The 22,977-nt window shown below is 40.8% G+C and carries 22 protein-coding genes and 1 pseudogene; 12 read left to right on the top strand and 11 right to left on the bottom strand.

Translation table 11 applies throughout. The features are described from left to right. Nucleotide 1 precedes the first annotated feature (1 nt). Genes EL244_RS01370 through EL244_RS01360 form a run of 3 tightly spaced genes read right to left on the bottom strand, consistent with a single transcriptional unit; the run spans nt 2 to nt 2,957 of the window. Entirely contained in the window at nt 2-1,204 is a 1,203-nt protein-coding gene (locus EL244_RS01370) for an ABC transporter permease (protein WP_126436212.1), read from the bottom strand. Further along, nucleotides 1,201-2,352 (bottom strand): efflux RND transporter periplasmic adaptor subunit, encoded by a 1,152-nt coding sequence (locus EL244_RS01365; protein ID WP_003056109.1) that lies wholly within the window; start codon nt 2,350-2,352, stop codon nt 1,201-1,203. The genes EL244_RS01370 and EL244_RS01365 overlap by 4 nt, the downstream gene beginning before the upstream one ends. Then, complete coding sequence (locus EL244_RS01360; RefSeq protein ID WP_004393990.1) at nt 2,349-2,957, bottom strand: TetR/AcrR family transcriptional regulator; 609 nt, start codon at nt 2,955-2,957, stop codon at nt 2,349-2,351. Before EL244_RS01360 ends, EL244_RS01365 begins: the two co-directional genes overlap by 4 nt. 110 nt (nt 2,958-3,067) lie before the next feature. Between EL244_RS01360 and EL244_RS01355 the strand changes: the two genes are divergently transcribed. Further along, entirely contained in the window at nt 3,068-3,967 is a 900-nt protein-coding gene (locus EL244_RS01355) for an SIR2 family protein (RefSeq protein WP_232004559.1), read from the top strand. Further along, nucleotides 3,964-4,902 carry a helicase HerA domain-containing protein gene (locus EL244_RS01350; protein ID WP_230084827.1) on the top strand — a complete coding sequence of 313 codons (939 nt, stop codon included), beginning with the start codon at nt 3,964-3,966 and terminating at the stop codon, nt 4,900-4,902. Before EL244_RS01355 ends, EL244_RS01350 begins: the two co-directional genes overlap by 4 nt. A gap of 44 nt (nt 4,903-4,946) precedes the next feature. Here EL244_RS01350 and EL244_RS01345 read toward each other — a convergent pair whose 3' ends face one another. Next, nucleotides 4,947-7,973, bottom strand: a complete 3,027-nt coding sequence (locus EL244_RS01345) for a Tn3 family transposase (RefSeq protein ID WP_042849110.1) — start codon at nt 7,971-7,973, stop codon at nt 4,947-4,949. 176 nt (nt 7,974-8,149) lie between these two features. On the opposite strand from EL244_RS01345, the gene EL244_RS01340 reads away from it, so the two are divergent. Together EL244_RS01340 and EL244_RS01335 are read left to right on the top strand one after the other, a co-directional pair. Then, entirely contained in the window at nt 8,150-8,779 is a 630-nt protein-coding gene (locus EL244_RS01340; RefSeq protein WP_172412315.1) for a recombinase family protein, read from the top strand. A gap of 183 nt (nt 8,780-8,962) precedes the next feature. Then, entirely contained in the window at nt 8,963-10,957 is a 1,995-nt protein-coding gene (locus EL244_RS01335) for a BCCT family transporter (RefSeq protein WP_042849111.1), read from the top strand. Nucleotides 10,958-11,028: 71 nt separating this feature from the next. On the opposite strand, the gene EL244_RS01330 is transcribed toward EL244_RS01335, so the two are convergent. The 7 genes from EL244_RS01330 to EL244_RS01300 all read right to left on the bottom strand — a co-directional run bounded on the left by EL244_RS01330 (nt 11,029) and on the right by EL244_RS01300 (nt 17,945). After that, complete coding sequence (locus EL244_RS01330; protein WP_052219461.1) at nt 11,029-11,886, bottom strand: universal stress protein; 858 nt, start codon at nt 11,884-11,886, stop codon at nt 11,029-11,031. Nucleotides 11,887-11,888: 2 nt separating this feature from the next. Beyond that, nucleotides 11,889-13,367, bottom strand: coding sequence for a SulP family inorganic anion transporter (locus EL244_RS01325; RefSeq protein ID WP_042849112.1), 1,479 nt, complete (start codon nt 13,365-13,367; stop codon nt 11,889-11,891). A gap of 283 nt (nt 13,368-13,650) precedes the next feature. Further along, on the bottom strand, nt 13,651-14,076 hold the full coding sequence (gene arsC / locus EL244_RS01320) for a glutaredoxin-dependent arsenate reductase (protein ID WP_042849113.1): 426 nt from the start codon (nt 14,074-14,076) through the stop codon (nt 13,651-13,653). Nucleotides 14,077-14,086: 10 nt separating this feature from the next. Then, nucleotides 14,087-15,376: an arsenic transporter gene (locus EL244_RS01315; protein ID WP_042849114.1), complete on the bottom strand. Its 1,290-nt coding sequence runs from the start codon at nt 15,374-15,376 to the stop codon at nt 14,087-14,089. A 55-nt stretch (nt 15,377-15,431) separates the two neighbouring features. Beyond that, nucleotides 15,432-17,183 carry an arsenical pump-driving ATPase gene (gene arsA / locus EL244_RS01310; RefSeq protein ID WP_102140129.1) on the bottom strand — a complete coding sequence of 584 codons (1,752 nt, stop codon included), beginning with the start codon at nt 17,181-17,183 and terminating at the stop codon, nt 15,432-15,434. 13 nt (nt 17,184-17,196) lie between these two features. After that, nucleotides 17,197-17,562 (bottom strand): arsenite efflux transporter metallochaperone ArsD, encoded by a 366-nt coding sequence (gene arsD, locus EL244_RS01305; RefSeq protein WP_042847034.1) that lies wholly within the window; start codon nt 17,560-17,562, stop codon nt 17,197-17,199. 47 nt (nt 17,563-17,609) lie between these two features. Next, nucleotides 17,610-17,945, bottom strand: coding sequence for a metalloregulator ArsR/SmtB family transcription factor (locus tag EL244_RS01300; RefSeq protein ID WP_042847035.1), 336 nt, complete (start codon nt 17,943-17,945; stop codon nt 17,610-17,612). A gap of 260 nt (nt 17,946-18,205) precedes the next feature. Between EL244_RS01300 and EL244_RS01295 the strand changes: the two are divergent. The 8 genes and pseudogenes from EL244_RS01295 to EL244_RS01260 form a co-directional block, all read left to right on the top strand. Then, a pseudogene (locus tag EL244_RS01295) lies at nt 18,206-18,748 on the top strand (fimbria/pilus outer membrane usher protein); the annotation flags it as partial. 10 nt (nt 18,749-18,758) lie between these two features. Continuing rightward, nucleotides 18,759-19,739 carry a fimbrial protein gene (locus EL244_RS01290; protein WP_172597535.1) on the top strand — a complete coding sequence of 327 codons (981 nt, stop codon included), beginning with the start codon at nt 18,759-18,761 and terminating at the stop codon, nt 19,737-19,739. Nucleotides 19,740-19,750: 11 nt separating this feature from the next. Then, a complete protein-coding gene (locus tag EL244_RS01285) occupies nt 19,751-20,260 on the top strand; it encodes a fimbrial protein (protein WP_006813807.1) in 510 nt (169 codons plus the stop codon). A 6-nt stretch (nt 20,261-20,266) separates the two neighbouring features. Then, nucleotides 20,267-20,773 (top strand): fimbrial protein, encoded by a 507-nt coding sequence (locus EL244_RS01280; RefSeq protein WP_006813808.1) that lies wholly within the window; start codon nt 20,267-20,269, stop codon nt 20,771-20,773. Nucleotides 20,774-20,810: 37 nt separating this feature from the next. After that, the gene (locus tag EL244_RS01275; RefSeq protein WP_126436254.1) at nt 20,811-21,086 is read left to right on the top strand and encodes a helix-turn-helix domain-containing protein; all 276 of its coding nucleotides are present in this window, start codon (nt 20,811-20,813) and stop codon (nt 21,084-21,086) included. Further along, nucleotides 21,083-22,051, top strand: coding sequence for a fimbrial protein (locus tag EL244_RS01270; RefSeq protein ID WP_126458216.1), 969 nt, complete (start codon nt 21,083-21,085; stop codon nt 22,049-22,051). Before EL244_RS01275 ends, EL244_RS01270 begins: the two co-directional genes overlap by 4 nt. Nucleotides 22,052-22,335: 284 nt before the next feature. Beyond that, the gene (locus EL244_RS18170) at nt 22,336-22,587 is read left to right on the top strand and encodes a helix-turn-helix domain-containing protein (protein WP_336426540.1); all 252 of its coding nucleotides are present in this window, start codon (nt 22,336-22,338) and stop codon (nt 22,585-22,587) included. A 59-nt stretch (nt 22,588-22,646) separates the two neighbouring features. After that, entirely contained in the window at nt 22,647-22,934 is a 288-nt protein-coding gene (locus EL244_RS01260; protein WP_126458213.1) for a helix-turn-helix domain-containing protein, read from the top strand. The last annotated feature ends 43 nt before the right edge of the window (nt 22,935-22,977 follow it).

The following is a 22,977-nucleotide window of genomic DNA, read 5'->3' as shown; positions in this document are numbered from 1 at the left end:
GTCACCCTATCGCTTCGGCCGGATCGACCTTGAGTGCCATGCGAATGGCGACGATGCTGGCCAGCACGCAAATCACGAGCACGGCAAAAAAACCGGTCACGGAATCCATTGGCGTGAGCAGCACATATTTGGGGAACAGGGGGGCTGAGAAAGTGGCGGTGATCTTGCCGACCACGAAGCCAATCACCCCCAAGGCGAGCGCCTGCTGCATGATCATCGCGGCGATAGTTCGGTTGCGTGTGCCGATGAGCTTCAATACCGCGATCTCGCGGATTTTGTCCATCGTCAGCGAGTAGATGATGAAAGCGACGATGGCCGCGCTAACGATGGCCAGAATCACCAAGAACATGCCTATCTGTTTGGCCGACGTGGCGATCAACTTGCCGACGAGGATGTCTTCCATCTGTGCCCGTGTGTAGACCGTCAAACGCTTCCAGCGTCGGATGGATTCGGCAACCTCGTCCGGCGCATGACCAGGTTTCAGAGTGACCAGCACTGCATTGACGAACGCGTTGGTGCTCTGTGAAGCAATCACGGCATCCAGCAAACCAGGAACACCGGGTCGATTGAAGGCCGGGTTGGCTTCGGTGCGACGCCGGCTTTGCCAAATGGCGTCGTTGTCCTTGAGGAACTGAGCCTCTTGGGCATCCTTGAGCGGAATGAATACCATCGGGTCGCCGCTGGACGACACCATGCGCCGTGTCAGCCCCACGACGGTGTAATGATTTCGGCGAATGGTAAGACGATCTCCCAGTTTGAAGCCGGTGGCGATGTCGGCCACCGCCTCGTAGTGACCGCGCGTGATCTGGCGTCCAGCGACGAGATAAGGAGGCCATCCGGGTGTAGCCCCCAACGCACCGGGCGCGATGCCGACCACCATGGTGCGTACATCACTCTCGCCCTTGCGTACCTGCATGGTCAGGTAGGTCACGTTCGCTGCCTGTGAGACTCCCGGCATGGCGAGAATGGCGCGATACACGTCATCGTTGAGGCTGGACGACTCCGCATAAGGACCCAGAGTATCCTTTTGCACCACCCAAAGGTCAGCGCCACTGTTGTCGAGCAACGCCTTGCCGTCGTCCACCATGCCTCGGTACACCCCAGCCATGACCAGGGTGACGCCGATCAGCAGACCCAGACCGATGCCGGTGAAGACGAATTTTCCCCAGGCATGGAGAATGTCGCGGCCGGCCAGGCTGATCATCGTGACACTCCTGGGATATGGTCGACCACATGGATGCGGCTGCGCGCCGTCAGTGCCTTTTCGCTATAGGTCACAACCTGGTCCCCATTCTTGAGCCCTTCGCGCACCTGCACGTAACCATTGAGGTCGGAAGTGCCGAGCTTGACCGGGGAGAAATGCAGATCACCATCCACGATTTGCCAGACACCAACTTTGTCGCCCTCACGCTGGACGGCAGCGTTGGGGATCAGTGGAGCGGCCGGGAGCGCCGGCAAGTCAACCGTGACTTCGGCCAGTTCACCCACCGGTGGCAAAGGTTCTGGTTTGTTATCGAATGTCACCTTGGCAAGCGTTTCCTCGGTTACCGCGTCGGCCTTGGGTTCCACCCGCAGCACGCGACCTTTCAAGGTCTGGCCACCACGCGAACGCAGGACGATAAGAGTCGGCAACCCCCCAGCCAGCCCCGATGCGCTGATCTGGTCGAAGCGCGCATTGATCCACAAACTCTTGGGGTCGATCACTTCCACCACGGCCTGGCCCGCGACGATGGTCGTGCCGGGATCGGCATCGCGCACGGCGACTACACCGTCGACCGGCGCGATCAGGCGCAGATTGCTCCGCTGCGCGACGAGTCCTTCGCGGTCGGAGCGTGCCCGGACAATATCTTCCCGAGCGGCAGATAAGGCGGCATCGGCGATCTGCAGTTCCTGCCGCTTGGTGGTGACGATTTCCTCGCTGGTCGAGCGCACCGCAAACAATTGCTCGTAGCGGCGCGCCTGGGTTTGCGCGTAGGCTTGCCGGGCTTCTGCCTCGCGCAAAGCCGCTTCCGCACGCTTGAATGCCGACTCCTGTGAGCGCACCCGATCATCGAGGTCGACCGGCTCCATCTCGCCGAGCACCTGTCCGGCCTTGACCTGGTCGCCTACATGCACCTCCAGGCGTTTGACGCGCCCGGCAAACGTCGGCCCGATCTTGTAGGTGTAGCGCGCCTCCACCGTGCCGATGCCGAACAGCGCCGGTGTGATAGCCCGTGATTCCACGCTTGCCACCGTCACAGCGACCGGGGCGAGCGGCCCTGATCGCAGACCGACATAAATAAAAAGCACCAGCAAAGGAATGATGACGGCAAGCAGCGCCAGGGTGCGGCCTTGCAAGGGTAACTTTTTCATTGCGCACTCCTTATGCCACGCCGATAAATTGCAAAGACGCGCGGCGCATCGCGGTGCATACGTCCCACATCACCCGCCAACAGCGATTGCATGACCAAGCCCTGGATCGTGCCAATGAACAGCGTTGCCGCCGCCTCGTTGTCAAGCGAGGGAGACAACTCGCCGCTGGCCTTGCCTTTCTCGATGAGACGATGCAAACGTTCGCCGTAGCGCTGAATCAAGGTTTGCACCATGCGCTTGGCCGGTGTCGATTCGGCACGCTGAAGCTCACCAAACATCATTCTTGGCACGCCTGGGTGCTCAGCTACGAATTCGATATGACTCATGAACATCGCCTCCATGGCTGCCAAGGGCGACTCGATTCCTTGTGCGGATCGATCGATTCTGGCTAATAGGCGCTCTGCTACCCACTCCATGACCGCCTGCCAAATGGCTTCCTTGTTCGGGAAGTGCCGAAACAGCGCACCCTGGGTCAAGTTCATGTGTTTAGCGATAGCCGCAGTGGTTATCTCGCTTGGGTTTTGTGAACCGGCAAGCGCCACGACGGACTCGACAGTTACGGCACGACGTTCATCGGCCGGCAGATGCTTTGGATGGGTGTCCACGAGCACTCCTGGTAGGATAGTAATTGATTACTATCCTACCACAAGAGGCAACTCAAACAAGAGAAAACCCGACGTACTCGTCAATATCTAGCGTCTGCAATGGGCTTAACGTGCTTTATTTTCCGTTTTCTGAGACGTCCCCAGTTAGTCATGGGGAAAAATTAATTCGTGATGCAAGCAATGATTTAAAAACAGAAACGTTTAATTATTTAGTGAGTTTTTTGATGAGTTTTTCAAGTCGAACAGCAACTAGGGATCGATTACATATTTTTACGACAAATTACGACAGAATAATTGAAACGGGCGCTGAAATAGCAGGTCTTCGTTTAATTGACAGATTTGTCGGTACCATAGCGCCGATTTTTAGATCTTCGCGATTAGAAGTGGATTATCATTACAATCCACCAGGTATTCGGGGTGAACCAAGATATTTGGAAGGTGTGGCGCGCTTTACTAAATTACATGGTTCATTGGACTGGTATGCTACTGAAGGGGCTATAAGGCGTTTTGGATTGCCATTTGGAGCTAGCTCGGTTGAACCCTTTTTACAAGTGGAAACAGCCGGAACTGCAAATTATCAACAATTAATGATTTATCCAAATTCAGTTAAAGACCGTGAAACATCTGAATATCCTTATGTTGAGCTATTTAGGGATTTAGCATCTGCAACATGTCGTCCTAATAGCACCTTGGTAACATATGGTTATAGTTTTGGAGATGAGCATATAAATCGGCTTATAATTGATATGTTGACAATCCCCTCAACGCATATAGTCATAATTGCTTACGGTGATCCGCTTGGAAGAATTATGCGTTTTATAAATGATAGTGGAAGAAAAGCTCAAATATCTTTATTGCTGGGAGATCATTTTGGAGATCTAAAAAAATTAATTGATTTTTATCTTCCTAAAGCCGCGATAGACAGATCATCAATTCGTATGGCTGAGCTATTAAAATCACGAGGTTTATATCGTGCAACAAAACCAAATAATAGTGAGGATGCTGAATGAACTCATTCCCCATTGAACAAGGTGAGCAACTCAGGGTTGGCACTGTCGATTTTGTTTCACCCAACGAGATTAGGGCACTATTAGATATCGACTCGCCTGATTCTGTCGCTTTGAATGCAGGAACACCTAGAAATTTTCCTAGAGTAAACAGCTATGTATTAGTCTCATGTGACAATGGTTACTTAGTTGGGCAAATAGAGTGGCTTGCAGTTGAGCATTCGCCTTATCCCAAACAAAGGGATATCCAAGATTTTGGTTTAGTAAATCTGCCATTCCCTCGAAAAAAAATAAGTTTAAATCCGGTAGGGAATCTTAAACGTTTTTCAAAAGATGGTACTGATTATTTTATATTTCAACGCGGTTCTGAATCATTTCCTTCTATTGGTTCAGCTATTTTACTACCAACAGATTTACAGCTTAGATCAATTGTCGAGTCTGGTAATAATAGACGGGTGATTATTGGGCAAAGCCCACTTGCTAACAATGCTAATGTGGCTGTAGATCCCGACAGATTATTTGGTCGTCATATAGCAGTACTTGGTAATACGGGTAGTGGTAAGTCTTGTTCTGTTGCAGGGTTAATCCAGTGGTCACTCGAGGCTGCAATGGAATCAGAAATAAAACCAAACGCAAGATTTATTATATTAGACCCAAATGGCGAGTATACACGTGCTTTGGGGCCAACTACAAAATTTAAAGGCAGAGTGTTTAAGGTTGAAGCAGAAGATGGTGAAAACCAATTACAGGTACCTTCATGGTTTTGGAATAGTTCAGAATGGGCATCATTCACGCAAGCAAGTCCTAAAGCACAACTTCCATTACTAAAGCGCTCTTTGAGAGCAATGAGAAATGAAGAGTTTGATTTACAAACGAATTTAGATGGGGTTGTGTGCCCATTTCATCGAAAAGTCCAAAGTTTGCTTGTAGCCCTTTGATATCAAGGACTACAGCCGATATATAGTTTAATAATATTAATAGACTATGCCGCTAAGCTTAACGACTCTTCTGAAATAAGAGGATCTAAATTCTCCAGTAATCTTTCCAGTACAATATTATCTTTTTTAAGGCCAAAGGTGTAATTACCGGCCAGCTGTATATGCTGCCATGCGACAGGTGATAACTCAGCTATCATATTCACCGCTTCTTGATTATTTTCACGCGCAAATTTTTCAATCAAACTGGATAATAATGCAGAATTATAATAAATAATGCAGTTAGCAATGATACGAGCACAATCATTCCATTGTTCTATCTGGTAATCATCGCCACCTCTGAATTGATTACCATTAATTGACGCAATTGCACGCCGTAATTGATGGTAAGCCTCACCCCGATTAAGTGCTTGTTGGACAAACTGCCTGAGCATTTTGTCATCAACATAATCGAGAACGTATAAACACTTAATTATTCGGTCATATTCACGAAGAGCCGCTAAGGTGCGATTGTTTTTCTTACTGTTAGAAAGCTTAGTAATCACCGTGCTTTGTGTCGTCGTTTTACGGCTTAATGAACAAATTATCCATTGAATATTTTCCCACTCTTCTTGAATGAGTGATAAGTTGAGCGATTTTTTAAGTTTCAGGGAAAGGATTTCATCATACTCGATCTCAAACAATTCATTAAAAACGTGTTTAAATTTTGCATATCGCGGGGCAAACTGATACCCAAAGAGATCAAGGATAGCAAAGTTTACATTGTTAACGCCATGCGTGTCTGTTGCTAATGTTTTGGGCTGAATATGGCTGGTATTATTATAGAGTAAATCGAATGCGTGGTGAGCCTCATATTCATTGGCTGAAATCACTTTCGTATTTATTGGTACATGATTTGAAACTAATGTGAGTGCTGATACGCCTTTCCCTTTTCGGAAATATTTAGCAGAAAAACGGGCTTTAAATGTATTGATTCGGCAACCATGTTTTTGGCCATCAATACTACCAAATGGGGCACTTTCGTTAATCGTATAATATTTGAAAATGGGGAGTTTTGCTAAAGCATCAGCTATCATATCATTAGCTTCACTCGTTGTTTCAGGCCTAATATAACCATCATTGACGGCTCTAAGCACACCGATGGCTCTATCTGATATTGATGACATATGATGAACACCATAGTTTGAGCCATTTCCAAATATGCAAGCGAGTAAATCGCCCTCTTTGGCCTTAGTGTTTTTCTTTTTTGATGCGATATTTTTAAATGCATCTAAGTAACCCGTTTTTTGATGAACATAGTCCATAATTTCAATGATCCCCATATGTTGGAGCTGGTTATATATGGGATTATCAATGTCATCTTTCCAGCGTTTATTCGCCAGTTTCCATGTTAACTGATTTGAACGCGGTTGAAGTGTCACGAAATCATTGGCTCCATCATGGATATTGCGACCAATTCGCTCCATTTGGTCTCTCAGTTTTTGCGTTAATTCCGAAAGCGTTTGTTGTATCGGTGTATTGAGCCGAGTTAATCCTGTTTTTTGAATGATGACATGGCTTTTTTTCCACTCGGTGGCTGAAATCAGATCATCGTCTAAACGCTTGTTGCTGGCGCTTTCATTGATGTAAATATTGTTACTCTCAATCATCCGAGCCACTTTTTGGTATAAATAGTATTCAAATCGTTGAGTATTAACCTGTTCATCTATCAGGATAAAAGGTTTATCGTTTTTTAACAGTAACCGCTGATCGACGGTAGAAATGTGCTTATCTTTTTGAAGTTCTGATTTTGCTGTTAATAATTGGGAAGATAGTAGTTGTAATCCTGGTTCGCACTCGATATCAATCGCGAGAAAGAGTGACCTCATTGTATTCGCAATTTTTCTGTATTGTGTATCAATGTATAGCCACTCATAATGGGTTTTATCAAAACTATTCTTATTAAGATGTTGACTTATTAACTGAATTTCATCTTTAGACATCATTGCAAATGCATTTTGGCGAATATCACCAAATTGCGTATTGTCACTGACGTTTTCATCAACAAAGAGGTGTAAAATATTACCCGCATGCATTAACTTTTCACGAATAATTTCCAGTTCTTCTGCAATGCGTAACTTAGCTAAAGCACTCGCAGCTTCCCTTTGCTTTCTCGTCACATATAAAAAAGCTGTTACCAATTTATCATTAGTTTCTTGGTAGCGAAAAAATAGATAACAAACCAGATATAACATGCCTTGCCATTCGGGAAATCGACGAATTTTATAAATCGATTGATGTTGAATAATCGATGCATAATAGCTTAAATTACCTAATGATAATCCCAATTCACCAACAAGACGTTTTACGTCGGGATAAACACTTTTTATGGCATTATGCGTTTCAATTTCACTTGCGAGCTCTGTCGGTGTAAAATCTTTAGCTGCGCCTTGTTGGCCAGATAGACTATTTAAAACCCCTTTTGTATGCAGTATCTTCTTTAATTTTTTATGTATTATTGGTGGCACGCTATTTGAAAGGATCAACTCGGTACGATGCCTCTCATTAGCTAAAACCGTGGTGATCATATTTTGCAAAGTGGAATAACCCACTAATCCAATTCTGTTTTGACCTAAAAAAGCGAGGCATTCATCAAAAATATATTTGGGGTATGTACAGATTGTTGCGACATCACCCAAACGCTCTATCAAGGCTTGTTTATCTTGTCTTAATAACCGCGAAAAACCCAGTATTTCATGCATTTTAGCGATCAATGTTGCTCGAGTACTTTTAGCAATAAAGGGGTATTTCGGCTTTCTATTTGGAAAATGTGTCGCATAAATATAGTCGACATCTTGTTTAACCTCTCGTAGTTTAAATTGAGCGACAACAGGCTTCGCGCGAAAATAACCAATCAGAAGAATTAAATATATTTTCGTTTCAATTTTTCCCATTTTAGTGAGGATTTTTTTTATACTCGGATCTAATGAAAAATATTCTTCACGCTCAATTTGATTAAATATTGGACGAGAATAGAGCTCATGAATCTCCTGTTCTGTCAAAATTTGAATACGGCCTGATTTAATCTCTTTCATTGTGGTTATGTTCTATCCTCTAAAAATAAACAACATCATATAATGGACGCGCGCGTAATCGATATAAAAGTGCAATTTAAGTCTACCTTAACTACACTAGGTAAACTCTAGTGTAATAAGTATAAAAAATAGATGTATAATGCACTACTATAACAACACCAATGTATAGTGCACCGATGAAGACAAATATACGAATTTATGGATATCTACGTGCTTCTACGCATGAACAGGATGCGTCAAGAGCAAAAAATGAACTGTTGAAATTTGCTGAAGGAATGGGGCTACAAATTGCCTGCTGGTTTGAAGAAAATGAGTCAGGCGCTCAGCTTCACAGACCTGAACTCTTTCGCTTACTCAATGTGGCCATGCCCGGTGATATTATTTTAGTTGAACAGGTAGATAGAATTAGCCGCTTGAATGCCGATGACTGGGAAAAATTAAAATATCTCATTGGACACAAAGGGTTAAAGGTCGTTTCTTTAGACCTCCCAACCAGTTACCAGTTTATGAGTCGCACCGATGAATTTACAGAACGAATGCTTGCTGCCCTTAACAGTATGATGTTAGACATGCTGGCAGCGGTTGCAAGAAAGGATTACGAAGATAGACGGCGTCGTCAAGCGCAAGGAGTGCAAAAAGCCAAACAAGAAGGGAAGTATAAAGGCCGTCCGATCAACAAAATATTACACCAAAAAATTGAAGGCCTTCTGATGGAGAAAAAAAGCTATAGCCAAATAGAAAACCTGATAGGTTGTTCGCGGCATACTATTTCGAAAGTATCAAAATCGATGAAAATAGCGCAATAAATGTCCCTCTATTCGTTTATCAAGTTTATGTTACTCAACAATGAGTCATACCGCGTGGAATGACATGAGAGAGATATTTAAGTATAAACAAGTGATTGGATACTTTTTAATTAAATAACTTATATTTATCACAATAAACCGAGCTTCATGACAATCATGAGCACGCATTAAAAGGGAGATTGAATGTCATTATCACCACAAAAGTCTCAAACGTGGGGGAAGATAAATCCGCCCGTTTTCTTTGTTTCCGCTTTTATTATTATATGTGTCGTTGCAATAGCCGCTATTTTTCCTCAACGTTCTGAAATTTTGCTCAAAGCTCTACAGGCACAACTTTTTGAGAATGCCAGCTGGTTTTATATTCTGGCTGTTGCCTTAATTTTATTGACTGTCGCCTATTTAGGCCTCTCTCGATTTGGTGAAATTAAATTGGGTCCTGACCATTCCCAGCCCCAATTCAGTTATCTTTCCTGGTTTGCTATGTTGTTTTCTGCTGGAATGGGAATTGGGCTTATGTTTTTTGGGGTCGCAGAACCCGTGATGCATTATCTTGCTCCTCCCATTGGAGACCCACAGACAGTTCAAGCTGCAAGAGAAGCGATGGAAATTACGTTTTTCCATTGGGGACTACATGCTTGGGCGATTTATGCGATTGTCGCCTTAATTCTCGCTTTTTTTAGTTATCGACATGGCTTACCGCTCACCTTACGTTCAGCACTTTACCCGATCATTGGTGAACGGATTTATGGACCTATTGGTCATGCTGTCGATATTTTTGCTGTTGTCGGCACCGTTTTCGGGGTGGCGACATCATTAGGCTTTGGTGTTTTGCAAGTGAATGCAGGATTAGCACACCTCTTTGGTTTTCCCGTTAGTCCAACGATGCAAGTGATTTTGATTGTGGTGATCACGGGATTAGCCACGTTATCGGTGGTCAGTGGTTTAGATAAAGGGATACGAATTCTCTCTGAGATCAATCTCAGTTTAGCCGGATTGTTACTGCTATTGATTGGGATTTTAGGCCCGACCGTATTGTTACTCAAATCTTTTGTCCAAAATACAGGCGCTTATCTTTCAGATATTATCAATAAAACCTTCAATCTTTATGCTTATGAACCGCAATCCAGTGAATGGTTGGGGGGATGGACATTATTGTATTGGGGATGGTGGCTTTCATGGTCGCCTTTTGTCGGGATGTTTATCGCCAGAATTTCTCGAGGGCGTACCATTCGCGAGTTTGTCACTGGCGTTCTGTTTGTCCCTGCCGGGTTTACGCTACTTTGGATGACTTTTTTTGGCAATAGTGCCATCCATCTGATCCGCGATAATGGGGCAGAAATGTTGGCGCAAGTGGTTCAAAAAGACGTTGCTCTCGCTTTATTTGAATTTTTAAATTACTTTCCGTTTTCATCTGCCCTTTCTTTTGTCGCGATGCTGATGGTCATTGTTTTTTTTGTGACATCCGCGGATTCCGGTGCGATGGTTGTCGATACGTTAGCCTCCGGTGGTGAAATTCACACGCCAGTATGGCAACGTATTTTTTGGGCCTTTTTGATGGGGGCCGTTGCAATCACACTTTTACTGGCCGGAGGATTAACGGCATTACAAACCATGACAATTGCTACCGCGCTACCCTTTGCGATTATTTTATTGACTGCTATCGTCGGATTGCTAAAAGCCTTACGTATTGATGTTTACAAAAAAGACAGTCAACAGCTTGCCACTTTAGCACCGAATACAGGACGTGGGGGGTTATCATGGGAGCGTCGATTACGTAAAATAGCCTTCTTCCCTAAACGTAATCAGGTTAAACGTTTCATGACAGAAGTGATTGAGCCCGCTATGCAATCTGTCATCACTGAGTTGGAAAAGCAGAGCACAGAGGCCGCTATCCATAATAAGGACGATAGGGTGACTCTGGAAGTGCAATTTGGTGAGAGTCTCAATTTTCTCTATGAAATACGATTACGGGACTACCTGACGCCGTCTTTTGCATTAGTGGGGATGGATGATGATGAAAATAATGAACCTCAGAAATATTACCGCGCTGAAGTCTATTTAAAGGAAGGTGGGCAGGACTACGATATTATGGGATGGAGTGAAGCGCAGATTATTCATGATATCCTCGATCAATATGAAAAACACATTCACTTTATTCATATTGTGGATAAATCGTAGCCACTTATTATGATAGAGAGGTGACGAAAGTGAGTCACCTCTCTTGGTAATAATGACAATAGACGAAAAAACTAACGAATGATGAGTAATGACACGGGCGTTTTATGTATCATCTCTGTCGTATGACTTCCGGTAAAAAATTGCTTCACTCGCGAATGACCAAAAGCCCCCATGATGATCAAATCAATATGGTGTTGTACTGCAAAGTTACACAATTCATCAACGATGCTATCGGCACCCTCAAGTAAATTGGCTTTCACCTTAATGTCGGCTTGATGAAGTCGGTTTTGTGCTTTTTTGAGTTGACTGTCTTGGTTACCGTGCATTACCAGATAGCAATCACTACCGGCTAATAATTTCACTTGTGTTAACCGATGAATGACGCGTTCACCTTCCTCACTTCCATCAAACGCAATCATCATCTTTTTTGGTGGGGTAAAATTTTGCTTACAGATAAGCACTGAGTTTTTTTGAAGACGAATAATGCCTTCGAGTTGACGGCCAATATGCCCCGTTAATTCAGATTGCTCGCCTCGACGACCGAGTACAACAATATGCGTATCATCTTGATTTAGCACTTCGGCTAAAGCTCCTTGCCGCTGAAGTGTATTAACATCAAGAAGACCTAAATCTTGAGTGATTTCTTTTGCACTCATCAATAATTGTCGGCCTTCCTCACGGGTTAAACGCGCCCGCTTTTCCTCAATATCCACGAGTTCATTCAATAAAGTTTCTCGGGTATCAAATCCAATGACCCCACTTAAATCATGGTGTGCTGATGTCGAGATTTTTTCATTCATGTGTAACAGTGTCAGCGGAAGTTTGAGTGTTTGAGCTATCCAAGTACTTGCGTGACAAACGGCAATCGCCGAGGGCGAACGGTCAATACACCCAATTACGCAAGTTTTTTGAATGATATCTGCTGTCATAATTAATGACCTCCCATGAATTTTTCAATTTTTTCCGGGTCGTCATGAATACCAAACTTATCAACCAACGTTGCAGTGGCTTCATTCATCCCCTTAATTTCAATATCAATGCCTTCACGTCGAAACTTAATCACCACTTTATCTAACGCGCTGACGGAAGTGATATCCCAAAAATGAGCATGATTCACATCAATAATCGCTTTATCAATGTCTTCTTTAAAATCAAAGACATTAACAAAGCGTTCCGATGTGGCAAAGAAAATTTGTCCCCGAACTTCATAATGACGTACCTTTCTGTCTAGTCTTGATGTAACTGTCATGTATCTCGCGACTTTATTGGCAAAATTAAGCGCTGCGATGAGCACCCCGACAAGTACCCCGTAAGCCAGATTATGGGTCCAAACGACAACAATGACGGTGGCTATCATAACGATGCTGGTCGATAGCGGATGGACTCGTATATCGGCAAGGGATTGCCAAGAAAAGGTCCCAATTGACACCATAATCATCACAGCAACTAACGCCGCCATAGGGATTTTTGATACCCAATCATTAAGAAAAACCACCATTAGTAATAAAACAACACCCGCAACCAGTGTCGATAATCGACCTCGGCCACCCGATTTTATATTGATAATGGATTGACCGATCATCGCACATCCTGCCATCCCGCCAATAAATGCAGTGGCTATATTGGCAATGCCTTGCCCTTTACATTCTCGATTTTTATCACTGGTTGTATCCGTCAAATCATCCACAATCGTTGCAGTCATCATTGATTCCAATAAGCCAACAACAGCAAGCGCTAATGAGTAGGGTAATATGATAAGTAGCGTTTCAATATTCAAGGGAATATCGGGCAAAAGAAAGATAGGCAAACTGTCAGGCAGAACGCCCATATCACCAACCGTTCGGATATCAAGACCAAGCCATATTGAAATTATCGTTAATACAACAATACACACTAATGGAGACGGAATGGTTTTATTGACTAATGGAAACAGATAGATAATCCCTAAGCCTGCCGCGGTCATTGCATAAACATGCCAACTCACATTGGTTAATTCAGGGAGTTGCGCTAAAAAAATCAAGATAGCCAGCGCATTAACAAATCCCGTTACCACCGAACGTGAAACAAATCGCATTAAATTACCGAGCTTTAAATATCCTGCGATAACTTGAAATATCCCGGTTAATACCGTCGCAGCTAATAGGTACTGAAGGCCATGTTCTTTCACCAGAACGACCATTAAAAGTGCCATTGCACCAGTTGCCGATGAAATCATGCCGGGGCGCCCCCCGATAAAAGCGATAATTACCGCAATAGAAAATGCGGCGTATAACCCAACTTTGGGGTCGACGCCTGCAATAATTGAAAATGCGATGGCTTCAGGAATTAACGCTAAAGCAACAACAATACCGGCTAGGACATCCCCACGGATGTTACCCAGCCAGTCCTGACGAGAGGAGGACAAAAGCATATTAGACTACCTTGTAATCTATCAATCCCAAGATGGGAGAGTATATTTTAAATAAACGAAATTATCCCAAAGAAGGGATGTGGAAATTGGCTGATTTAGTATCAACCTAAAAGGAAGGGGGTATCTCAGGGTGGAGTAAGGCGCATAATATGATCAGCTGTTCCTATGAATAGTATATTTTTTTAAAATACCAATATCAACGACCTTAAGCAAGTACCGGATTAACATGAGCGTACTGATGCCATACATCGGTACGCTCATCATGATAAATATCGTCAGTGATTTACTTTACTCTAATGCCTTGTTTATCAACAATAACCTCACCATCTTCTTTGATAAATTCACGTTGTTGCGGATGAGGTAATATATCCAATACGACTTCTGAAGGTCGGCAAAGTTTAGTTCCTATTGGCGTAACAACAATGGGTCTATTAATCAGTATTGGGTACTGCAACATAAAATCAATCAGTTGGTCATCGGTATAAATATCATTTTCTAAAGCTAATTGTTCATACGGTTCAACATTTTTTCGTAGTAACGCCCTTACCGTGATATTCATATCAGCAATAAGTTGTACTAACATATCTTTAGTCGGCGGTGTTTCTAAATAATAAATAATCGTTGGCTCAACGCCGCTATTGCGGATCATAGCAAGCGTATTGCGTGAAGTGCCACAATTTGGATTGTGATAAATGGTAATTTCATTCATTCGGTTAGCCTTAATTTAACAGTGAAAGTCGAAGCACTAAAGCAACGAGAGTGACGGTAAGTACAGGGAGTGTCATGATGATCCCTGTTTTAAAATAGTATCCCCATGTAATGCTCATGTTCTTTTGTGATAAAACATGCAGCCACAGCAACGTCGCCAAACTCCCTATAGGTGTAATCTTAGGCCCCAAATCGGCACCAATCACATTGGCATAAACCATTGCTTGTTGAATTAGCCCTGACGCTTCACTCCCTTCAATGGATAAAGCACCAATTAATACCGTTGGCATATTATTCATTATTGAGGATAAAAATGCAGTTATAAATCCCGTACCAATTGTTGCTGCCCATAACCCTTTGTCTGCAAGGTAATTGAGCGTTTCAGAAAGATAATCGGTTAACCCTGCATTTCTTAAACCATAAACAACCAAGTACATACCTAAAGAGAAAATGACGATTTGCCACGGTGCGCCACGTAATACTTTTTGGGTATTAATCGTATGGCCTCTGGCTGCAATCACCCAAAGAATTAAGGCGCCAATAGCCGCAATTGCACTCACTGGAAGACCTAATGGTTCTAAGACAAAGAAACCAATAAGTAGCAGTACCAATACCAGCCAACCTGCTTTAAACGTTGTCATGTCCTTAATGGCTAAAGTCGGTTCACTCAGTTTGGTAACATCATATTGTTTAGGAATATCTTTGCGGAAAAACCAATGCAGCATCGCTAATGTTGCAATAATTGCTGCAATATCCACTGGGACCATAATCGATGCATATTCAGTAAATCCAATATTAAAGAAGTCCGCAGAAACGATATTCACGAGGTTCGAAACAATCAGCGGCAAGCTCGCCGTATCTGCAATAAACCCGGCAGCCATGACAAAGGCTAATGTCGTGCCTTTGTTGAAACCAAGTGCCAATAACATCGCAATCACAATGGGCGTTAATATCAATGCTGCGCCATCATTGGCAAATAAGGCCGCAACCGTTGCACCAAGTAACACGATATAACTGAATAACAGTTTTCCTTTACCCCCGCCCCACTTGGCAACATGTAATGCCGCCCATTCAAAGAAACCACTTTCATCTAAAAGTAGGCTAATGATAATTACGGCGACAAATGTCGCCGTGGCATTCCAAACAATGTTCCAAACAATCGGGATGTCTTGAAAACTGATCACACCAAAGATCAGTGCCAATACAGCCCCTGCTGTAGCACTCCAGCCAATACCCAGTCCTTTGGGCTGCCAAATAACAAAGGTGATCGTTAAAATAAAAATGAATGCGGCAATAAACATAACAACCTCATTTAAAAGGTGCTTTTCCGCACCTTTTATTTTTAGAAAATAAAACTTATTCTGCGAGCTGACTTAATGCAGATATCCCCACAGGCTCTGTTTCAAGCAAAGGAACAATAGCAACACGTTTTGCCAATGTTGATGTCACCTTTTCAATCTGAGCGACTTCCTGTTCTGCTCTTGAAAGTAACAATGGTGAGGTTGTTTCCGTGATAGATAGACTGTTATTGATTACCCACGCCCACGGATGTATGTCTGCCCGTATTAAATCATTTTGCAAATTTTCCGCCTCAAGCACAGGCGTTGTTTCAGCGAGTGTCGTAATAATGACTTTGGTGCGTTCAGGATCTTGTAATTGCATCATCGGCGTTAAATAGTGGCCTTTTTCACCCATATTCTTAGCAATTTCTTTATGGTATGCCCCTGTTGCATCCAGAAGTAATAATGTATGCCCAGTCGGCGCAGTATCCATGACGACAAAACGTTTACCCGCGTCTCTAATGATGCGAGAAAAAGCCTGGAATACCGCAATTTCTTCAGTACAAGGAGAGCGCAAATCTTCCTCAAGTAATGCGCGCCCCTCTGCATCTAAATCTTTCCCTTTTGTTTCTAAGACATAATGACGATAACGTTCAGTTTCAGCGATAGGGTCAATTCGGCTAACTTGAAGATTCGGTAAAACACCATCGAGGGTTGATTCAATATGCGCGGCTGGATCGGATGTAGTCAGATGTACATCAAGCCCTTTTTCTGCCAATTTAACCGCGATTGATGCCGCAATCGTTGTTTTCCCTACACCACCTTTGCCCATTAACATAATCAGCCCATGCTGTTGCTGAGATATTTCGCCAACCAGTTCTGACAAGGTGGGTAAAGAAATAGGTTGTTTTGTCGGGGTAATAGTTGGAATTTGTGGCATCTCATTAGATAACAACTGCTTCAGTGCATCGACACCCACCATATTGATATTTTGTAAATAAATAATATCGACAGGTAACGAGCGTAGTGCTTCAGGCATAGATGCTAATGCCGCTTGTTCACGAGAGTAGAGCGCATGGGATAACTTATCATTTTCAGTCACCGCCGTTTCAGGGAAAACACCATTGACAATTAATTGCTGATTTCTGATACCCAGAGATGACAACTCGCTATAGGTTCTCGCAACCTCTCTCAATGCCGCTGATTGAGGTCGTGCAACTAATACTAACCTTGTTAGTGATTTATCACTCAACGCTTCCACCGCCATGCTGTACTGTTCACGTTGTTTATCAAGACCAGACATTGGCCCTAAACATGACGCACCATCAGGATTATCAGTAATAAAATCACTCCATGCACTCGGGAGTTGTAATAAACGGATGGTATGCCCCGTTGGTGCGGTATCAAAAATGATATAGTCAAATTGCTTTGTAATTTCGGTATTGGTTAACAACCCAGTAAATTCATCGAAAGCTGCAATCTCTGTGGTACAGGCACCTGATAGCTGTTCCGTAATACTTTGAATTACCGCTTCAGGTAAACTTTCTTTGATTGGATTAATAATTTTGTTTCGATATTCTTCAGCGGCAGCTTGAGGGTCTATTTCAATAGCAAATAAATTTGGAACCCATGTTATTGGCTTAATATTGTTGCCTATCGATTGAGAGAATACTTGCCCAACGTTAGAAGCTGGATCAGTGCTCACCAGTAAGACTTTTTTCCCTTTTTCAGCCAACTTAATTGCGGTCGCACAAGAAATAGAAGTTTTACCCACACCACCTTTTCCAGTAAAAAATAAATAATTAGGTGTGTTATCTAAAAATTTCATTTTATTGCTCCTGTTAACAACACGTTTTACCATTACCACAACACGATTTAACAATTTCGGCTTTTTCAATATTCGGCCGAATACCAAACCATCTTGCTAGCTCATGTCGTTTTGGGTATCGACCAGTCAGCACAATCTCACCATCAAGAATCAATAGTGGAAGTGACTCGGCGCCTGCGGTTTCCAAAAATGTTTTTGCTTTTGTGTTGTTAACGAACTCCATAGGCTCTTGCGCTAAATTAAAACGCCTTATACTTGCCCCTTGTTTTTTTAACCAATCCACATCTGTTGCGAAGTCTACCAATGCTTGATCGACTTCGGTTCCGCAAACACCAGTGCTACAGCATAATGCGGGATCAAATACTTCTAATTTTTTCATATCTCAACCTTATATATGTTTTTTCGAATATGTTAACTTAAAAATTTTTATATAGAACAGCTACTCGCAGGTTCTTTTGTCTCTAAGCTTTTGAGTAAATCTGCAACTCTATTTTTCTCTGTGGCATAGGTGACATCAATGATACTTTTCACCCACGGTAGTAATGCTGGAGATAATCGATAATGAACCCATTTACCATGTTTTGAATCGAGCAAAAGACCCGACTCTCTAAGCATTGCTAGATGTCGAGAAGTCTTTGGTTGCGATAAATTCAAGGCCGTATAGATGTCGCAAACACACAGTTCACCAGATGCTTTTAGCAGTAGCACGATATCCAGTCTGGTTTGGTCGGCTAAAATTTTAAACAGCAGTAGTGGTTCCATACTTTCTCCTATATTTAATGTGTGTAAGATATACCAAGGAAATACATTCGTCAAAACATATATATTGGCCTATGAATTATCTAAACGAACGCTATCTTTATTTATTGATAATTCCTTACTGAGGAAATTAGAACCTTTAATTTTTCAATGTAATAGTATCAAGTGTTAATACTGTCGTATAACACACTATCTGTAGCCCTTGATATTACAGGGCTAGGAGCAAACTTTGGACTTTTCGATGAAATGGGCACACAACCCCTGGTAGTCTAGTTGTACACTCCGGCGGCCTCGTGCTCGGCCAACAACTTGGTGAAACTGCGGCAATCATTGAAGTTCCTAATGCAGGGGATGTCCCTATACTAAACCAAGCAGGGGTCGTCACCAATAACCAAGGATATGCCTTAGTTCCCTATCTCAGTGCCTATCGTAAAAACACGATTGATATTGATACTTCAGCATTACCTGAAAATACCGAAATGGAACTCACTAGCCAAAGCGTCTCTCCAAGTCGTGGCGCCATAGCCAAAGCCAGTTTTTCAGCCAACGTGGGCTATCGAACCATTATGGTAATTCGCTTTGCTGACGGTAAACCCGTTCCATTTGGCTCACAAGCTATATTTGCCGATAACAATCAGCTTAATGGGATGGTTGGCAATGACGGTGAATTATATTTATCCGGCCTAGCTGAAAATGGCCATTTTATTATTCAATATAATGATAAGCAGCAGTGTCAGGTTAATTATAACTTAGCAGGTGCATCAAATTATTTGGGTTTATATAAAACTACTGCAACTTGTCAATAGTAGGTATATCATAATGAATAAAATAATATATAAATTAACTTTATTATTCTTGTGCCTGTTTTTTTATTCTTACTCATCCTATGCTGAGTGCATTAAAGGTACTTACACTGCCCATCACAACATACCAGACAGAACTATTTATGTACAATATGATAATTTACTTGCAAATGACTATGTATTGGCAAGGCATTATATTGAAGCATTTACTGATGACTATTATTTTTCAATGGAGTATGAAAGTGATTGTGGCGGATACTTAAATCTTTTCTATGTAAATAACTGGGTGGCTAATTCAAGTAAAATTGTACCGACTAATATTCCTGGGGTTGGAGTACGGATTAAATTTAATAACCCTAGCGTACCTGATTATATCCCTACAAAATCAATTACAGCATCAGGATCTTGGAAATTACCAGGTCCTGTCGGTTGGAACATTGAGATATTAAAAACAGGAACAATTGCTAGTTCCGGTACGATAAGAAGTGGACAAATTGTAAATTTAACACAATACAATACTAAAACAGGCACCAGTTTTTTAGGAGCAACGCTTAGCTTTGCAAATAATTATAGAATTTCTGTAGTTAATTGTTCATTAAAAAATAATCAGTCGATTTACAATATTAACATGAAGGATTGGTATGATACTAAATTTCCTAATATTGGTTCCACGAGCACTCCAGTAAACATCCCAATTACTTTAACATGTGCAGCGGGAACAAATATTAAAGCAACCGTAACAAGTACTAGTTATGTTGATACTGCCACAGGAAAACTAGGATTAACAGGAACAAATAGTGCGACAGGTATAGCTATACAATTATTAGATAAAAATAATAACCCGATCAAGCTAAATACTAAAAATAGTTTGCAAAATAATGTGCCTTCTGGTGACTATATTTTTAATTGGAAAGCTCAATATATAAAAACAGCTGATAGTATCACCCCTGGAACAGCAAATGCCACTGCAACTGTCAATATTCGATATGAATAAAGGTAATTAAAATGAAATCGATTAAATTTATTTTTATTATTAGCTTATTTATCAGCTATCAAGCTATTGCAGCTAGCACGATAAATTTAAACTTCACAGGGAATATTAAAGCAGCAACCTGTAATATTTCCGGTGGGAGCAATATTAATATTGACCTAAATAAATTACCTGCTGGATTATTTAATGCAGCAAAATCAGGTTCTAGTTGGACTGCATTCAACATTAGTCTAAACAACTGTTCAACCTACATAAATCAGGTGAGATTGACATTTACTGGTACTGCTGATGCAGCAGATATCAATAGTCTTTATAAGAACCAAGGTACTGCAACAAATATCGCCATTCAATTACAAAATAGTAGTGGGACAACCCCTCTTGGTAATAATAAAGTTTTACTAGTTCCGTTAAATAATCAAACTACAATTAATATTCCTTTACGAACTCGGGCATTTAGCTCTGTCGGAAATGTAGTTCCTGGCTCTATATCTGCTAATATTACTGCAACTATTACCTATTTATAAATAAGGATGGATAACATGAAAAGACTAGCGCTTGCACTACCACTCCTTACATACTCTTTATTTACTATGGGTGAAGCTGTTAAAATAAATATATTTGGTTCAGTGACTGCTATGCCCTGTGAGGTTGATAATAAAAATTATCAAATAGATTTAAAGAAAGTTAACATATGGAATATTAAAAATACCCAAACATCATCCTGGGTTAACTTCTCCATTAAATTAAAAAATTGCCCTATAAATACTAAAGGAGCTATTATTACGCTAACCGGTACAATTGACCCAATAAATCCAGATCATTTTATAAATAATGGTACAGCGAAAAATGTAGCATTAAATTTAACGACAGGAACAAATAAATCGCTTGTGAAAAATGGTACAAAACTAACTGTTCCCATTAATAGTCAAACTCACAGCGCTGAAATTGCGTTTTCAGCGAGAATGGCCGGATACGGCAGCGGAATGACTACGGGTTCATTTAAAAGCCATCTTGAATTTACCTTATCTTATAATTAAAAAATTGTTTTAATTTCATTATAAGGAGTTAAGTATAATGAATAATTATTATCCAGTATCTAAAATGATTGGTAGTAAAATAACTTACTATCGAAAATCAAATGGAATAACTCTAAATCAATTAGCAAAAATGATTGGAGTGAGTCAACAGCAACAATCAAGATATGAACGAGGTCTTAATAGAATTAACTTAGATAGATTAAATCAATATGCAAATATATTTAAGATTAGTATATTTACATTTTTCGATTTTAATCGAATAGAGAAGGAGCATCTAAAAAACTTATCTAATGTTATAGAGAAAAAGCCATGAAAAAATCTAATTTCAACATAATAGTTACATCGACATTATTATATTCTACAAGCGCATATTCAGCCTGTATTCAAAATCCTAACTTAAAAAATATTCATGTTAATGTACCTTCGCAGACACATACAGTTCAGTATGATGACAACTCTTCACGAGATTTAGGTGTATTTGTCATTAGGTTTGCCAATGATTATGTAAATACTTTCTCCGAAAAAAATGGGCTATGTGGGCAGGCAAGGATACATGCAAGCTATATCAATGGCTGGACGCCTAATTTAAATAAAATTGCACCTACAAATATTCCTGGTGTCAACGTAGAAATTAGAGCATTAGGTATAGGAGCTTTAGATTTTTATGGAGAATATCCTATAGCTAACCGTCTAACATGGACAATTGATAGTCCTAGATGGGTTTTTGTTTTGAAAAAAAGAGGCAGAGTGACACAATCAAACACACTTAGAAGTGGTGCTATTGCTCGATTAACTCAAGAAAATCCCAATCATATAAATTGGAACATCAGTACATTAAATATTCCACTAAATGCAGTTCGAGTAAACGTCGCACAATGTAGTACAAAATCTAATAATTACACGGTAAATTTAGGTGATTGGTACGATACACAGTTTAAAAATATTGGTGATGTAAGTGCTAGTGTTAATATACCAATCACCCTAAATTGTGCCGCTGGAACGAATATAAAAACGACCATTACTAGCAGTGCAGGCTATGTAGATACAGAGACAGGAAAAATTAAATTATCGGGTAATAATTCAGCTACGGGTATAGCAATACAGTTACTAAATGGTAATAATATTCCAATAAAATTGGAAACTAAAAATAACACAGTTAGTAAATTACCTGCTGGTGATTATAAATTAAACTGGAAAGCTCGTTATATTAAAATTTCAAATAAAATAACACCAGGAAAGGCAAATAGCACAGCAATCGTTAATATTACTTATGAATAGCGTTGGATAAAGTGTTCAATGAAAAATTAGAAGAATTTAATATAAAAATAAATCTTTATATTTTCAGATTTATATAATTATGAATATATAAAAACCATCATTAAAAGATTGTTATTGAATTCATATTAATTTAATAAAAAATGCTTTAATGATCTAAATCTATTCTTAATTAAAATCTCATCTGATAAAGTAATAAAAGTCATATCATTCTAAAAATTATTGATTAAAAAATACGCTAATATTTTCATTCATTTTTGTACATAAAACAGAAATTCACTTAATAAATGAGGTTATCTATGCCTAAATACTATCCTATATCAAAATTAGTTGGTGATAGAATTTTATATTATAGAAAAATACAAGGAGCTTCATTATTAGATGTTTCAATAGTGATTGGTATCAGTGAACAACAACAATCACGATATGAGAGAGGTATTAATAGAATTAGTTTAGATAGATTAGCACAATACGTGAGTTATTTTAGTGTTGATTTCAATGACCTATTATATATCAATCGCAACCAAATAATTCATTAGCTATAAAAATTAAATTTTATTAATTAAATTTACATGTATATTTATTTGGAGTTAATAACATGGGAAAACGAATATCCAAATCCGTCGGTCTAAAAATAAGAACACTAAGAGAAAGCCATGGAATGAGTGGAAAGAAACTCAGTGAACTTATGGGTATCAGCCAGCAGCATCAATCACGCTATGAAAATGGAGAAGTCAATATCCACGTAGATACTATTTACCTTCTCTCTCAAATATTCTCAGTAGAACCAATCTATTTCTTTTCGGAATTTGATAGACATAATAACCATAATGAAGAAAACGCTCTCCAAAAAAACTATTACACAGCAGAAGTAATCGTATTCTAATCACAAGTAAAAATTTACTTCTTTAATCGGTGTCTAACTTTTT

The sequence above is a fragment of the Providencia rustigianii genome, from assembly GCF_900637755.1.
GTDB lineage: Bacteria > Pseudomonadota > Gammaproteobacteria > Enterobacterales > Enterobacteriaceae > Providencia > Providencia rustigianii.
Note: the sequence above shows the minus strand (reverse complement) of the source record. Positions and strands in the feature narration are given on the sequence as shown.

Bases quoted from the DNA above. Each gene is read 5' to 3' on its own strand.
- EL244_RS01370 (WP_126436212.1), bottom strand. From the start codon at position 1,204: ATGATCAGCCTGGCCGGCCGCGACATTCTCCATGCCTGGGGAAAATTC.
- EL244_RS01335 (WP_042849111.1), top strand. From the start codon at position 8,963: ATGTCATTATCACCACAAAAGTCTCAAACGTGGGGGAAGATAAATCCG.
- EL244_RS01350 (WP_230084827.1), top strand. From the start codon at position 3,964: ATGAACTCATTCCCCATTGAACAAGGTGAGCAACTCAGGGTTGGCACT.
- EL244_RS01325 (WP_042849112.1), bottom strand. From the start codon at position 13,367: ATGCTTTTGTCCTCCTCTCGTCAGGACTGGCTGGGTAACATCCGTGGG.
- arsD (WP_042847034.1), bottom strand. From the start codon at position 17,562: ATGAAAAAATTAGAAGTATTTGATCCCGCATTATGCTGTAGCACTGGT.
- EL244_RS01270 (WP_126458216.1), top strand. From the start codon at position 21,083: ATGAAAAAATCTAATTTCAACATAATAGTTACATCGACATTATTATAT.
- arsA (WP_102140129.1), bottom strand. From the start codon at position 17,183: ATGAAATTTTTAGATAACACACCTAATTATTTATTTTTTACTGGAAAA.
- arsC (WP_042849113.1), bottom strand. From the start codon at position 14,076: ATGAATGAAATTACCATTTATCACAATCCAAATTGTGGCACTTCACGC.
- EL244_RS01275 (WP_126436254.1), top strand. From the start codon at position 20,811: ATGAATAATTATTATCCAGTATCTAAAATGATTGGTAGTAAAATAACT.
- EL244_RS01345 (WP_042849110.1), bottom strand. From the start codon at position 7,973: ATGAAAGAGATTAAATCAGGCCGTATTCAAATTTTGACAGAACAGGAG.
- EL244_RS01315 (WP_042849114.1), bottom strand. From the start codon at position 15,376: ATGTTTATTGCCGCATTCATTTTTATTTTAACGATCACCTTTGTTATT.
- EL244_RS18170 (WP_336426540.1), top strand. From the start codon at position 22,336: ATGAGGTTATCTATGCCTAAATACTATCCTATATCAAAATTAGTTGGT.
- EL244_RS01340 (WP_172412315.1), top strand. From the start codon at position 8,150: ATGAAGACAAATATACGAATTTATGGATATCTACGTGCTTCTACGCAT.
- EL244_RS01330 (WP_052219461.1), bottom strand. From the start codon at position 11,886: ATGACAGCAGATATCATTCAAAAAACTTGCGTAATTGGGTGTATTGAC.
- EL244_RS01365 (WP_003056109.1), bottom strand. From the start codon at position 2,352: ATGAAAAAGTTACCCTTGCAAGGCCGCACCCTGGCGCTGCTTGCCGTC.
- EL244_RS01300 (WP_042847035.1), bottom strand. From the start codon at position 17,945: ATGGAACCACTACTGCTGTTTAAAATTTTAGCCGACCAAACCAGACTG.
- EL244_RS01260 (WP_126458213.1), top strand. From the start codon at position 22,647: ATGGGAAAACGAATATCCAAATCCGTCGGTCTAAAAATAAGAACACTA.
- EL244_RS01285 (WP_006813807.1), top strand. From the start codon at position 19,751: ATGAAATCGATTAAATTTATTTTTATTATTAGCTTATTTATCAGCTAT.
- EL244_RS01280 (WP_006813808.1), top strand. From the start codon at position 20,267: ATGGATAACATGAAAAGACTAGCGCTTGCACTACCACTCCTTACATAC.